The following is a 14,756-nucleotide window of genomic DNA, read 5'->3' as shown; positions in this document are numbered from 1 at the left end:
CGTACAACAGCATTATTGCTGTTGTACGCACTTGTTGGTTACAATCATATGTATTTGGGACTTATAGCGGGAGAGACGATATTTAATTTGACTCAATTGAGCTAAACTTCTTAAGCACGTTTGCTGCCATCAGTTTATACCCTTCCGCGTCAGGATGAAGCTGGTCCGGCAGATACTCGACAAGAGACTGGTCGAATAGATCAAGTCCGTCAACATAAGTCAATTTGGAATCGCCATATGCGCGTAGTTGTTCTATAGCTAAGCGAATTTCCTCCCTCATCTTGGTCAAGCTCAAACCGACGATATTGTCCGTCGTTTCGCGGGAGGGAGAAAAGATTGGTGAAATGACGGCAATCGGAATACCAGGATGTTTCTCTCTTACGATGGAGATGAAGCCGATTACCGCAGACTGAAACGTACGTAATCCCAAGCTGCTCTGACCATATACGTTAATACCGAGACACAATGATATGAAATCGGCCTCCCGATCCCGGATCATCCTCGCAACCATAGGCTCGAGATGGCATTGGCCGCCAAACCCGAGACACGTCAAGTCCCACCCCCGTGTCCGAGCCACAATCGCAGGCCACGTCAGAGCCGGACTTTCCGCAGCCGAGCATTGCGTGATAGAGCTGCCGTAAGTGATCCACTTGAACCGCCGTCGAGACAGGACACCGATGGAAGCTTCATTGTCGATAAGAACCGACTTCACTGTCACCGGGTGGCTTTGCGTGAGATAAATCTCCAATTCCTTGTTTCCCGTCGGCATTCCTTCAATGACAACCTCCGACTCACCGGCCCCGAGGGTAACGGATTTCCACAACTCTCCGTTCAGGACACAATCAAATTTACGGTTGTCATCCTCAGATGTAACCACACTGACAGTTAGATTTTCCGTATCGGTTTCGAAAGCGAGTCTTACACCTGCAGGATTCTCGGCTTTGCCTCCGATTCCATTGGGAGGGAATAATTCATATCGATCGAAAGGAAGGCGCCAAGGCTTAATCCCCTCGAGATTTTCTTCCAAAGAAATCGCTCCAAGGAAATATCTCTCGGATATTGCAATCGTTTTCATGGTAGGCAAGACTCCCCTCTGATTGATCAGCTTCCTATATTATACAAAAAAATCTCTTAAAGGACATCCCTGGCTTCCTTTTCATCACCGAAGTAACTTCGTCGGACGGAGTGGCCGAATACGCCAAGATCCGATAATTATGGATAGATCAACAACATTTGAAGGCATTCAGCCTACTTCAGTATAGTGAAGTCCCTACATAATAATAAGCAACCTGGATGATTGGGATAAATAAGAGCAACATGATCAAATGAATGTGCTCAATTATTTTTACAGTAGAGTATTGTTAAATGGAAATAATGATGTGTTGGACAGGGAAATTTAGTTCTAGATTTAGTTCTAGATTAGTTTTAGATGTTTTTGCCGGTGGTAAGAATCCTAAAGAGTCAACAGGCGATTAGAAAATGTCAAAATCCGCGTGTTGAAGTTCCAATCTATCTTACCTATGCTAAGTGAAGTTGGAGTTGCCCAGTTGACTGGTCAGCTGACAGCTTCAAGGCGATCAAACAGTCGAGAAGGAGTGTGCTGTAATGGAACGATGGTTGCGAATGATTTTGGTTGTCGCATTGCTGATCTCAGGATTAGGTTGGAAGGGAGAAGAGGCGAACGCAAGTGATGCGTATGATGATTTACGAAGTAAATGGACATTCATGCTTACAGGGGGGAGTACTTACGATCAAAATGACAGCGCTATCAATGCGGCGATTCAGCGGATTACGACGAGTGCGCAAAGCGCTTGGAACACAATGAGTCCCTCGATGGGCAGTAGCGATCCTTGGAACAGCGCTACAAATTCCGCCGCTATTGTTCAAGGGTACGGATTGATTTATCAAATGGCTCTTGCCTACCGAACGGAAGGCTCTACGCTGGAAGGTAATGCGCAATTACTTAGCGCCATTAAAACAGCGCTCGATTGGATGTATACCAATAGATACAATACGTCGGGCGGGTACGGAAACTGGTGGGATTGGGAGATCGGTGCACCTAATCACCTCTTGAATATCGTAACGCTGATTTATGATGAGCTTACATCTGTGCAAATTACAAACTGGATGAACGTAGTCGAGTACTACTCACCTGTGGCGGGGCAGCTGCACAATGCGACTACGCCGGCGGTGGCAACAGGCGCGAATTTAGCTTGGAAGGCACGTATTGTTGCCCTTCGAGGCATCCTTGTTAAGGACAGTGCCAAGCTCGTAGGTGCCCGAAATGCGTTGTCCCCATTATTTCTTTATGTAACGGATGGGGACGGGTTTTATATAGACGGATCCTTCATTCAACACACGGCTCAGCCATATAACGGTGGCTATGGTGTTGCACTCATGATGAGCATTGGTGATCTTGTTCAGCTGCTGAATGGCAGTACTTGGGCTGTCATCGACCCCAATCTAAGCCGTATGTATGAGTGGGTATTCTCTGCATTTGAACCGCTGCTATATAACGGAAAAATGATGGATATGGTTCGTGGCAGGGAGATTTCACGCGCTGTCAATGCCTCGGGCAGAAATACTATTAGTGCCCTTATTCGCATCTCGCAATTTGCCCCGACTGTAGAGCGCAATGAGATTCGAAGTATCGTCAAGTCGGTTATGGATACGAACACGTCATCCGATTATTATTTGGCTTCTTCCATTGAAATGATTAAGTTGGCACGAGAAATCCTGCAAAATGCAAGTCCACGAGGTGACCTGTATTTAAATAAACAGTATCCGGGGATGGATAAGGCTGTTCATCTTCGGCCGGGATTTGGCTTCGGATTAAGCATGTATTCAAGTCGTGTCATGAATTATGAGAAGACGAATAACGAAAATTTACACGGATGGCATACTGCGGAAGGGATGACTTATCTCTATAACGGCGATTGGAGCCAGTATGCTGATTATTGGCCGACTGTTGATGCATATAGGCTTCCCGGTACTACGGTAGAAAGGAACACAACGCAAGCGGCCAAGCAGTATAACACCAAAGGTTGGGTCGGCGGCGTAGCAGTGGGAGATACCTATGGTGTCAGCGGGATGAGCATTAAAACGCAGGATAAGACGCTGGAAGCGAAGAAATCCTGGTTCATGCTGGATAATGAAATTGTGGCGCTAGGGGCAGGAATTTCCTCCTCCGATAGTCCGGTTGTGGAGACGATAGTCGAAAATCGCAAGCTAAATGACAGTGGAAACAACGCATTTATGATTAATGGCAGTAATCAATCTACTTCATTAACACAAGGCTATCAAGTACATACTAATACGAGCTGGATGCATCTGGCTGGAACAGGCAGCGGTGCGGATATCGGGTACTATTTTCCGACTTCGCCTACGTTAAGAACCATGAGGGAAGCCAGAACTGGGGCTTACAGCGACATAAGTCAGACAGGCTCGACGACGCCGATTACGGAAAACTATTTGACCATGTGGCTGGATCACGGCACAGTCCCTTCGAACGCAAGCTATCAATATGTCCTTCTCCCTGGCTATACGAGTTCACAGGTTAGTGCTTATGCATCCAATCCGGATATCCAGGTGTTATCTAATAATGCAAACGTACAGGCTGTACGAGAAAAGAATATTGGCATTGTCGGCGCGAACTTCTGGGAGCATGCCGTGGAGACGGTGGCTGTAAACGGCGAACCCTATTTAACGAGCAATAAGAAGTCGTCGGTCATGGTAAAGGAAACACCTACCGAGGCTGTTATCGCCATATCTGATCCTACCCAAGTGCTGAACGGTGAAATCGAAGTGGAATTGTATCGCAACGGCAGTCTTGTACTTGAGAAAGACAGCGGTATTGTGGTCGATCAGCTGAGTCCAAGCATCAAATTGCGTGTGAATGTAACCGGTGCGAACGGGAAGGGTTTTGAAGCGCGAATCAAGCTGGCGAATCGGGCGTACTGGAAGTTCGATGAAAATAGCGGCTCGACGGCTGCCGACAGTACTGGCAACGGGCATACGGGAACCCTCTATAATGCCTCATTTACGAGCGGTGGATTTGCAGGTGGCGCGCTCTCTTTAAATGGCACGAGCAGCTACGTATCCGTACCGGATGCAGCAGAGTTGGATTTTACGAATAAGTTTAAACTGGACACGTGGATTCGCTTCTCAACTGGAGCGGGGACGACAACGCAGAAGATTATTGAAAAGCAGGGAGCTACGCTGCCCTACTCCGTCCGTATATCGAATGCAGGGAAGATCGGACTGTACTGGAATGGGACATGGAGGGAGAGCAATGCGATTAGTTGGAGTAACAATACGTGGTATCATCTAGTGATTACACATAACGGAAGTGCTATTGATTTTCAGCTTGATGGAACCAACAGAGGCGTCGTGTCTAACACAGAGTCAACCTTTACGAACAACGAGGATCTGTATATCGGACGCGGACGTGCGGGAACCGAATCCTGGTTTAACGGTCAGATTGATGAGTTGAAGTTGATTCTCCCATGAAGATGAGGTAAAGAATCGAACAGATCATGTCAAGAACGTGCTCTACATCAGATAGCTAAAATCCTCTATGATGAATATAGGTAATATTTTCAGCAGAGAGGAAGGTAGTGATGAACGTAAGGAAAGATACAGTCAATTACGAAGATTTTGGCGCCGTTGGTGATGGTCTGTACGATGATATGGAAGCCATCTGTGCCGCACATGCGTATGCCAATCAGCATCGGCTGCCGGTGCGAACGAAGCCCAATGCCATCTATTATATTGGGAATCGGGCACTGACGGCAGTCATTGAAACAGAAGTAAACTGGAGTACAACCTGTTTTACGATCGATGATACGAAGGTTGAGAATCATAAACTCCCTTGCTTTCTTGTGCAATCCGCACAGCGCCCTTATGAGTTGGAGATTCTATCCTTAGTACGGGATCAGAAGCAGCTGGACATCTCACTCGAAGAAGATTGCTATGTCATGGTGACCAATAGCAAGGTGAAACGATTTATTCGCCATGGTTTGAATCAGAACGCGGGGACAGATCAGACGGATTGTTTTATAGTGCAAAAGGATGGAGCGATTCTCACACCTATTGATTGGAACTATGAGCAGATCACAGCAGTTGAAGCATCGCTGATTGATCGTACAGTTCTTTATCTTCGCGGAGGGATCTTTACCACACTGGCTAATCGTGGGGAGTCAAAATATGACTACTATGCTCGTGGCATTGACATTACGCGTTCTAACACTGTTGTTGACGGTGTTACGCATTACTTGTCAGGCGAAATAGGGCATGGATCTCCGTATCGAGGTTTTCTAAGTGCCATGCGTTGTGCTTATATAACTATACAGAACTGCTTTTTAAGTGGACACAAAATTTATACAACAGTCGGTGCGGCAGGTGCGCCCGTTAAAATGGGCTCTTACGATTTGCATGCGAATCATGTTGTGGATCTAACGCTCATTAATTGCACCATGAATCACATTCATGAACGAACACGCTGGGGTGTAGTCGCTACGAATTTTTGCAAAAACATTCACGTTGATGGCTGCACATTCTCCAGACTGGATGCACATATGGGGGTATCCGGCGAATATTCAATTAAGAATAGCACAATCGGATGGCAGGGAGTTAAAGCCATTGGTCGAGGACATCTTACGCTGGAAAATGTCACGAGCTACGCCAATGCTCTGATTGAATTTCGTCAGGATTACGGAAGTACATGGGACGGTGACGTCCATATTCGAAACTGCAAGTGGATTCCTTCCAATGGAGACATCGTCCTACCGGAGCTATTTCTGATGAGAAATAGAGGCAATCATGATTTTGGATATGTGTGTTATATGCCACGGCATATAGAGATCACCAATCTTTTTGTCGATGATTCGCATGTTCCTGAGCATTACGAAGGTATGTACTTATTTTCAGATCCCTGGGACAGCGTTTCAGTGAAAATGGAGAATCAACTTTATTCTTACGTTGCATGTCAGTCGTTAGTCGCGCGTCAGCTAACAACAGCAAGCGGAATCCGTCCAACAATCAGCAGCAATCCGTTGCCTTTTAGGCAGACTGTATGGTCAATGACAGAGGAAGAAGTAAGGCATCAGATGCTGACTGAGGGGGATTCCTAACCGATATGCACAAAGCAAGATATTTTTATTCGCACTGGGAATTGTACGCAATGCTTATTCCCGGAGTAGCGTTTCTTCTATTATTTAAATATACGCCAATGTACGGAATATTAATTGCTTTCCAGGACTTCAATATTTTTGGCGGTATTACTGGTAGTGAATGGATTGGCCTTGAGCAATTCCGCAAACTGTTTCATTCGGATGAGTTTTACCAAGTATTTCGCAATACGCTGTTAATCAGTCTTTATAAAATCGTCATTTTGTTTCCCATCCCCATTGTGGTAGCACTGCTGCTCAATGAAATAAGAAGAATGATATTTAAGCGCGTTGTGCAGACGATTGTCTACTTGCCACATTTTTTATCGTGGGTCATCATTGCCGGATTGTTCGTCAACCTGCTCTCTACATCAAACGGCTTAGTCAATCAAATCATCGAACTTCTTGGCGGAACTCCAATCAGTTTCTTGATTGATAACGCTTACTTTCGAAGTATTCTTGTCTTTACTGCCGGTTGGAAAGAAACGGGCTGGAACGCAATCGTATTCATTGCGGCGATTGCTGGAATTGAGCAAGAGCAGTATGAGGCAGCGTCTATCGATGGAGCGGGTAGAATAAAGCAAATGCTGCTTATTACGCTTCCTGGTATTGTTCCGGTGATCATTCTGATGTTTATATTGAGAATCGGACACTTGTTGGACGCCGGTACAGAGCAAATTTTAACGATGTATAATCCGCTCGTCTACGAAACCGGTGATGTGATAGGCACTTTTGTCTATCGAATCGGTCTCGGACAAATGGATTACAGCTTTAGTACTGCAGTAGGTTTATTTAATTCCGTTGTTGGTTTCGTGATTATAATTCTTGGAAATGCATTGAGCCGGAAGTATGCCGGACGCAGTATATGGTAGGAGGAGAAAACAATGAAGAGGCTCAGCAAGGCAGATAGGATCATGGATGGCTGTATATACTTCCTTCTCATCTCCTTCTCCATTATTACGCTCGTCCCGTTTATTAATATCTTTAATAAAGCCGTCAGTGAGGAATGGGCGGTTGTGTCCGGTCAAGTCGGGCTGCTCCCAGTAGGCTTTCAACTGGAAACGATGACCTTTGTCATTACATCGGCAACGTTCTTGCGTTCCTTTCAAGTGTCTGTTTTTATTACCGTTGTCGGGACCTTAATGTCATTAGTTATTACTGCGCTTACAGCATATCCGCTTTCCAAAAAGCAGCTAAAAGGCGGGAAAATCCTGCTTGTCCTATTCGTCTTTACCATGTTATTTAACGGCGGTATTATTCCGAATTACCTGTTAATCCGTCAGTTGGGGTTGATCAACAATGTCTGGTCGTTAATCCTGCCTTCCATGCTGAGCGTGTTTAACCTATTGGTTATAAAAAGTTACTACGAAAGCTTGCCGGAAAGCCTAGAGGAGTCGGCCAAGATGGACGGCGCTCGGTACGGAACCATCCTGTTCCGTATTATTCTTCCCCTCAGCGGGCCTGTATTAGCAACGATAGCCTTATTTTACGCCGTACAGTACTGGAATGATTTCTTTAATGCCATGTTGTATGTGAGCGATCCGAAGCTAAAGCCGCTGCAGCTATATCTGCGAGATATTGTTATGGATGCGTCGAATTTGCGGGAAGATCGAAAGTTGGACGATGTCATGAATGTTACTCCTGAGGGGATTCGATCTGCGACTGTCATTGCCTCTACGGTTCCAATCCTACTCGTCTATCCGTTCCTTCAGAAATATTTTATCAAAGGTGTCTTAATTGGCTCCGTAAAAGGATGACCAATATTCTAAATTACAAATAGAGAGAGGTAGTTACAATGAGGAATAGCTTCAAAATTACGGCAATTACGGCTTCACTAATTTCTCTAAGCCTACTTACTACAGCTTGTGGAGGTGGCGCTGCGAATGCTCCGGCAACCGGGGGGCAAGCGACTAAGGCAGCAGCTGGGCCAAAGCCTACGCTTAAAGCACTTCAGATTTGGCAGAAGGATGATTATAATACGTATCCAGTGGCCAAGATGCTCGAAGAAAAGACAGGTTATAAAGTACAGTACGACATGCTGCCTCAGGATAAACCCGAAGATAAGCTGAATTTGCTAATGTCTACGAATGAACCTTACGATGCGGTGACGATCAGTGGGACGAGCGATTCCAAAGCGCAATGGGCTGACTATGCCAAGCGAGGTGCGTTGGTCGATTTGACACCTCTCATTGAGAAATATGGACCGAATATTAAAAAGATGATTTCTCAAGAAACGTTGGATGCCGCTAAAGTGGACGGGAAAATTTACGCGATCCCGACAAAAGCCAACCCGAATACGGGAGGAGGTATCTTAATTCGTACGGATTGGCTTGAGAAGCTGAATATGAAGATGCCGACGACACTAGATGAGCTTACTGCCGTGTTGAAAGCTTTTAAAGAGAAAGATCCAGGTGGGATTGGCGCCAAATTGCTTCCTATGTCTATCCGTGGGGATTTACCTTTTGTGGATAATATCGTAGGCGCTTTCGGTATGGCGAACGCCTGGAACGAAGACGGTGGTAAGCTGACTCCGCGTTTGCTTGACCCTGCATTCGAGAAATATATTGCATTCATGAATAATTTATATAAGCAGAAGCTGCTTGATAATGAGTTTGTACTGAACAAAGCAGATAACGTGAAACAGAAATTTTCAAGCGGACAAGTCGGTATTATTCAAGCGGCATATTCCGATGTACCGACACTCATTGATGCTTTAACAAAAAATATTCCAAGCGGTAAAGCACAATTCCTCTCCGTCTTGAAAGGACCGGATGGTGAGATGGGCTTCCCGGGCAATGCCGGATTCTCGGCAATTACATTCGTACCGAAATCTTCCAAAAATCCGGAAGATGCAGTCAAGTGGCTGAACGCCAAGTTGGATTCGGATACGTTCAAGAATATGGCGATTGGGGAAGAAGGCAAGCATTATTCGTTTAAGGACGGCGCGTACAGTCCGATTCTGCCGATTTTCGTAGATGAGCGCAATGCGGCTAATAACTATCTTTCAGGAATTGATGAGAAGAATTACCTAGCTTACTGGCAAGCACGCGTTAGAAAAGATCCAAGATTATTTGAGGCGTGGGAGATTCTAAATCTAAAGCAACCGTCAGGCTCCCGTGTAATTGATCCATTAGGGATTTCCCCTTACTTAGCTGCGTATTCCAAAAACAATTTACAGCTTAATCAGCTAACAACGGATTACGCAGTAAAACTTATCGCAGGTGGAGATACCATCTCTACGCTTGAAGCAACAAGACAAAAATTTAAAGCTTCGGGCGGGGAGGTCAGCTATAATGAGGTAAACGAATGGTATAAGCAGAAAAAGTAATGGCATGAATGATATGGAACGAACTTCGGGTGCATTTGCGCCTTACGCTCGTTCCTTCTGTCTCTGCGCAATCATGGAGAGGATGAAAGCTATGGAACGGAGATGGCTGCGTTGGCCGAAGAAATCGACGCAAGTCCGGTTGACGATCATTTTCGTCCTTACCCTCATTCCGCTAGTTGGAACTGCACTGTATGCAAATCTAAAGTCTAAGGATATTCTGCAGAATAGGCTGATGGAGCGAACCCAACACGGACTGACAGCGGTAATGAATTATATTGATCTGAGTTTTCAAGGTGCAGAGGAGCTTTCGTTACAGCTTGCCAATGACAGTGACTTGAATATGATGCTATCAAAGGCTGGGAGTGAGCTTGAGGGCGAGACCTTGTTTGATTTTCGCCTAATTACGAGTAAGCTATCTCAAATTGTAACGTTAAATACAATGTTTGCTCATGCAGCCATTCTACATTCCTATTCGCATACCTTGTTGACGACGCTTGGCTATCAGCGAATCGATCAGCCTAACCAGGAGGAATGGGTGAAACAAGCTGCTGCAAGCGGATTTGCGGACGCCATCTTTATCCCATCATCTAATCGTTTACAATCAAGCGGACAACCGGATCCTGTTTTGAATACCCAAAATATCGTCCTGATGCGGCTCATGAACAATTATGACCAGCATCAGCCGGCAACGCACAATGTGGTTCTTCTTGTCCTGCGTAAAAGCTATTTTGCGAATTTAATCCGTGATTTATTGCCGACTTCAAAGGCGACGGTGTACTTATACACGGCAGATAAGAGACTCGTTGCTTCCACAGGAGCTGAAATGTCAGGTGAATCGGAACTTGCGAAGGAAATTATCGAGCCGAGGGAGAGCGGTTCATTTCGGTGGGGAGATCAGTTGATTATACAATCTGTATCGGATAAGTCAGGTTTGTCGCTTGTGCTTGTTCAGCCAGCTGCTGAAATATTTCATGAAACACAGCAGCTGCAGAGATGGACGGTTGTCATTATTATTATCAGTCTATGTATTGCCTTTTGGAGTGCGTGGGTCGTCTTTATCTATATTTCCAAGCCATTGCGCCATCTTGTCAATGCGATGCAGAAAATGCGAAAGGGACAGCTCGTAACACGGATTACACATCATCGAGAAGATGAGTTTGGCTTTGTGATGGATTCATTTAATCAAATGGCAGAGGAACAGCAGCAGTTGATTCAGGAAGGATACGAGCTGCAACTCCGATTAGCAAGGACAGAACTTAAGCGCTTACAAGCTCAGATTAATCCGCATTTCCTATATAACACACTCGATTCCATTTATTCGGCGGCCATGTTGAGCGGTGAGAAGGATATCGGCTCTATGGTTGTCAACTTATCTAAGTTTTTTAGGATTAGCTTGGGGAAGGGAAGAGAAATTATTACGGTTGGGGAATCGGTGTCCAACTTACAATATTATTTGAATTTGCAGAAACTGCGTTTTCGAGATCAATTAGCGGTAGAAACGTTTGTATCGGAAGAAGCGGCGAAACGTTCCATTTTGCGGCTGCTGCTGCAGCCGTTGGTCGAAAATGCGATTTTGCACGGTTTAGAGAAAAGGGTAGGCAGCAAGCTGTTGCGGATTGAGGCTAACGTGCAAGAAGGTAAGCTGATTATCCGCATTAACGATAATGGCCAGGGTATTTCTGACGAACGCTTGACTTTTATTAGGGATAAGCTAGCGCAAATAACAGTCGGCCAAATGTTTTTGTTGGCCAAAGAGCAGGACACGCCCGACGAAATTTTTGGATTAAGCAATGTGAAATCTCGCATGCTGCTTTACTACGGTGAAGGTGCCGATATGGATATCAAAAGCAACACGTCGGGAACCGAGGTAACGCTCATTTTTCCGCGAGAGGCATAGGGGAGATTCAGCATGATGAATTTAATTCTCGTTGAAGATGAAATTGCGATTAGAACGCGAATTGCTGTAACCATACCTTGGGAGGAACACGGGATCCAGGTTGTCGGTCAGGCAGAGAACGGGGTGCAGGCGCTTGAATTGATGAAGCGTAAGCTGCCGGATATTGTGCTGCTGGACATTCAGATGCCGGAAATGGACGGCTTGGCGTTGGCTAGGCAGATTGCTTCTGAATGGAGCGAGATTAAGCTGATTGTTCTAAGCGGCCATGAGCACTTTGAATACGCTCGAAGTGCCATGGAAGCGGGCGTGCAACGTTATTTGCTGAAGCCGGCGGAAAATGAAGAGGTTTTGCAGGCGGTCTTAGAGGCTGCTGGAAAGCTTTCCAAGGAAAGGGAAAGCCGTCACAGCTTGTCGATGCTAGAGACCAAATGGCGCAGCCACTTGCCTCGACTTCGTGATTTGTTTCTGAGCAGTTGGATGGCCGGTGCATACAAGGATTGGGAGATTGAGCGGCATAGTCAGGAAGTTCAACTTTTACTTCCTGAGCAGGGAGATCCTTATACTATTCTAGTGATGGAGATGGATGCACCGGAAGCAGGCACGGATCGTTATAGAGCCGACGATACGGATTTGCTTAACTTTGCATTACATAGTATATCATTTGAATTGTTTGATGGAGACAATACCTATGTGTTTCAGGATGATAGGGGCGCTACGGTTATGCTGCTGGCAGGAAACGAGGAGGAATCTGACGGAGATCTTCAACTTCGTGCCGGCTTCTACGCAGCTCGGGTTCAGTCTACCGTTCGTGACTGCTTGAAAGCATCGCTTAGTGTCGGTATCAGCGGCACAGGGCGATGCCGGTTTGGCGGGGCTGATCTCTATCGGCAGGCTTGTGCAGCGCTTAGTCAGCGAATCCTATACGGTGGTGGGGTCGTCTATCCGTTCCACGAGAATAACAGTCTAGTCAGCGTAGAAAACGTGGATGAAATCCACGTTCGCGAAGCGGTATCCTCCGATGAACGTTTGCTTGAAATCAGTATTGAAAAAGGGGATGAACCGACGGCCGTTGAAACGGTGCTTCGCTTGACCCACTCGGCGGTTAACCGATCGGGCACCGTCGAAGAGGTGAAGACAGAGGTGCTGTTGCTCGTGCATTTGCTGCTAGGCATTATCAAGCGTCGCGGTTGGTCAGTCCAAGAGATTGCCGGTACCGATTACAATACAATTCAAAATGTGCAAATGCTGCAAAGCCGAGAGCAGATCGATCATTTCTTTAAGCGTCTTGTACGGAACATCACCAAATTCGGTCGTCAATCAAACAATCTGAGTGGCAATAAACTCATTCAAGATGTACTGAACATGATTGATAACGAACTGGATAATGATATTAGTTTATACAATGTGGCGGAACGTCTGTTTATTAACCATTCTTATTTAAGTCGATTATTTAAATACGAGACTGGGCAACTATTTTCAAGCTATGTACTGGAACGAAGGATGACCAAGGCAAAACAATTACTTAATGAGGGCGCTCAGGTCCAGGAAGCGGCAAGGCAAGTAGGGTATACAAATACGGGTTTCTTTTCCAAATTATTTTTAAAGCATTGGGGCATACTGCCAAGCGGTTTGAAACGTTCATAGCGCATGAAGTTTAGGGAGGTAACCTCCATCGAGGTACCGGAAGGAGCACAGATGAAACAGGTTTATGATGAAGGTATAAAAGAGCGGGCGAGGTACACACAGTCCGAAATTGATACGGGCTATATCGATCAGGCGATCGCTTATGTCATCAAGCAAATTGACAGGAAGCTTGAGGCATTTACAGAAGTATTTCCTGGCCCAACCACCGAGAATTTGGTGTATATGCCGGGTCCTAATGTCGGTTGGACGACCAGCTTCTGGACGGGCATGCTATGGCTCGCCTATGAAGTGACCGGAGATGCGAAATATCGAGCATGTGCGGAAATCCATGTCAACAGCTTTATCGAGCGTATACAGCAACGAAGCGACATTGAGACCCACGATCTTGGCTTTCTATATACGCTTTCATGTGTCGCCGCTTATCGTCTTACTGGCAGCGATGCAGCGAAGCAGGGGGCGCTGGAGGCAGCCGATAGACTCATGGACCGGTATTGGGAACAGGCAGGTATTATTCAAGCATGGGGCAATTTGCAGGACCCGAAGCAGCAGGGCCGGATCATTATTGATTGTACGAACAATTTACCCTTATTGTACTGGGCTAGTGAAGTAACCGGAGACCCTCGTTATGCGGAGGCCGCTGTCAAGCATGTCGAGCAAACAGCTCGACATATCGTAAGAGAAGACGCTTCAACCTATCACACGTTCTACTTTGATGTAGCCACAGGCCAGCCTCGCTTCGGGCGTACATCAGGTGGGTACTCCGATGAGTCCTGCTGGGCGCGAGGTCAGGCTTGGGGCATTGCAGGGCTGCCGTTAACCTACAGCTACCAACATGACGAACAATATCTTCACTTAAGCAAAAAGCTGGCCAACTACTTCTTGAACCGGCTCCCTGTCGATCGTGTGCCTTATTGGGATCTTAGTCTGAACGGGGCCGGCGTCCCCCGTGATAGCTCAGCAGCGGCTATTGCCGCAACCGGAATCTTAGAAATGTCTCGTCATCTCCCGCTTAGCGATCCCGATAAGCGAGCTTACGAAGGAGCGGCGATTGCAATCGTCCGATCATTAACTGACAGCTACACAGCCGCTCAAGAGCCTTCCTGCACTGGAGTACTTCTTCACGCCGTTTATAGCGTTCCGCAGAATATGGGTGTGGATGAGTGTAATCTATGGGGCGATTATTACTACTTTGAAGCATTAGTTCGATTACGGCACGATTGGTGCATGTATTGGTAAATGGTGAAAAACCGGTGCGCTGGTAATATCCCCTTTGGTAGACACTCAGAAAAAACCTTATGGTATCTTAAGGAGAACTGAGCACAACTTGAAGGGGATTTTTCTATGGCTAAAGATGGACAAACATTTAATCAATATACGGAGGAATTGAAGTTAGCTACTGTTCAGGAATACATGAAGGGATCAGCCAATTATAAGAATAGCTGAAAAGTTAGACATTAGAAACTGTACGCAATTGAAGGTATGGTGAAGAAATGCCCATAGTTTGTTTGGGGATGTTGAGGATTGCCTACTACTCCCTCTTTTTAAAAAAGGGATCCTGAAATGTTTCACAACGATATGTTCCACGGTGTTTAGTACCGTTTTGCTGCTTTCGTGGTAGTAGTAGTACTACTTATTAATAATGGTTGTCACTTGCTTTTACAAAAATAGTGGTCTATAATTCATTACACGGTCGTTGAACGAAATGACGAAAGCGAGATTT

At 45.9% G+C, this 14,756-nt stretch carries 9 protein-coding genes; 8 read left to right on the top strand and 1 reads right to left on the bottom strand.

What is annotated here, in order from left to right; all coding sequences use genetic code 11:
- Nucleotides 1-82 precede the first annotated feature (82 nt).
- Nucleotides 83-1,075 (bottom strand): SGNH/GDSL hydrolase family protein, encoded by a 993-nt coding sequence (locus tag J2736_RS22855; RefSeq protein WP_310500906.1) that lies wholly within the window; start codon nt 1,073-1,075, stop codon nt 83-85.
- 530 nt (nt 1,076-1,605) lie between these two features.
- Between J2736_RS22855 and J2736_RS22850 the strand changes: the two genes are divergently transcribed.
- From J2736_RS22850 to J2736_RS22815, 8 genes are all read left to right on the top strand, one after another.
- A complete protein-coding gene (locus J2736_RS22850; RefSeq protein WP_310500905.1) occupies nt 1,606-4,509 on the top strand; it encodes a polysaccharide lyase family 8 super-sandwich domain-containing protein in 2,904 nt (967 codons plus the stop codon).
- A 110-nt stretch (nt 4,510-4,619) separates the two neighbouring features.
- Entirely contained in the window at nt 4,620-6,131 is a 1,512-nt protein-coding gene (locus J2736_RS22845) for a hypothetical protein (RefSeq protein ID WP_310500904.1), read from the top strand.
- A gap of 5 nt (nt 6,132-6,136) precedes the next feature.
- Nucleotides 6,137-7,039 carry an ABC transporter permease gene (locus tag J2736_RS22840; protein ID WP_310500903.1) on the top strand — a complete coding sequence of 301 codons (903 nt, stop codon included), beginning with the start codon at nt 6,137-6,139 and terminating at the stop codon, nt 7,037-7,039.
- A 12-nt stretch (nt 7,040-7,051) separates the two neighbouring features.
- Nucleotides 7,052-7,924, top strand: coding sequence for a carbohydrate ABC transporter permease (locus J2736_RS22835; protein ID WP_310500902.1), 873 nt, complete (start codon nt 7,052-7,054; stop codon nt 7,922-7,924).
- Between the two features lie 38 nt (nt 7,925-7,962).
- Nucleotides 7,963-9,495: an extracellular solute-binding protein gene (locus tag J2736_RS22830; RefSeq protein WP_310500901.1), complete on the top strand. Its 1,533-nt coding sequence runs from the start codon at nt 7,963-7,965 to the stop codon at nt 9,493-9,495.
- Nucleotides 9,496-9,586: 91 nt separating this feature from the next.
- Nucleotides 9,587-11,392 carry a sensor histidine kinase gene (locus tag J2736_RS22825; RefSeq protein ID WP_310500900.1) on the top strand — a complete coding sequence of 602 codons (1,806 nt, stop codon included), beginning with the start codon at nt 9,587-9,589 and terminating at the stop codon, nt 11,390-11,392.
- A 12-nt stretch (nt 11,393-11,404) separates the two neighbouring features.
- Entirely contained in the window at nt 11,405-13,036 is a 1,632-nt protein-coding gene (locus tag J2736_RS22820) for a response regulator transcription factor (RefSeq protein WP_310500899.1), read from the top strand.
- Between the two features lie 51 nt (nt 13,037-13,087).
- Nucleotides 13,088-14,272, top strand: a complete 1,185-nt coding sequence (locus J2736_RS22815; protein ID WP_310500898.1) for a glycoside hydrolase family 88 protein — start codon at nt 13,088-13,090, stop codon at nt 14,270-14,272.
- Nucleotides 14,273-14,756 lie beyond the last annotated feature (484 nt).

The organism is Paenibacillus qinlingensis (assembly GCF_031455095.1).
GTDB lineage: Bacteria > Bacillota > Bacilli > Paenibacillales > NBRC-103111 > Paenibacillus_E > Paenibacillus_E qinlingensis_A.
Note: the sequence above shows the minus strand (reverse complement) of the source record. Positions and strands in the feature narration are given on the sequence as shown.

What these genes read in the sequence shown, in the direction of transcription:
- J2736_RS22815 (WP_310500898.1), top strand. Translation starts at nt 13,088, where the DNA reads ATGAAACAGGTTTATGATGAAGGTATAAAAGAGCGGGCGAGGTACACA.
- J2736_RS22850 (WP_310500905.1), top strand. Translation starts at nt 1,606, where the DNA reads ATGGAACGATGGTTGCGAATGATTTTGGTTGTCGCATTGCTGATCTCA.
- J2736_RS22835 (WP_310500902.1), top strand. Translation starts at nt 7,052, where the DNA reads ATGAAGAGGCTCAGCAAGGCAGATAGGATCATGGATGGCTGTATATAC.
- J2736_RS22825 (WP_310500900.1), top strand. Translation starts at nt 9,587, where the DNA reads ATGGAACGGAGATGGCTGCGTTGGCCGAAGAAATCGACGCAAGTCCGG.
- J2736_RS22820 (WP_310500899.1), top strand. Translation starts at nt 11,405, where the DNA reads ATGATGAATTTAATTCTCGTTGAAGATGAAATTGCGATTAGAACGCGA.
- J2736_RS22830 (WP_310500901.1), top strand. Translation starts at nt 7,963, where the DNA reads ATGAGGAATAGCTTCAAAATTACGGCAATTACGGCTTCACTAATTTCT.
- J2736_RS22845 (WP_310500904.1), top strand. Translation starts at nt 4,620, where the DNA reads ATGAACGTAAGGAAAGATACAGTCAATTACGAAGATTTTGGCGCCGTT.
- J2736_RS22840 (WP_310500903.1), top strand. Translation starts at nt 6,137, where the DNA reads ATGCACAAAGCAAGATATTTTTATTCGCACTGGGAATTGTACGCAATG.
- J2736_RS22855 (WP_310500906.1), bottom strand. Translation starts at nt 1,075, where the DNA reads ATGAAAACGATTGCAATATCCGAGAGATATTTCCTTGGAGCGATTTCT.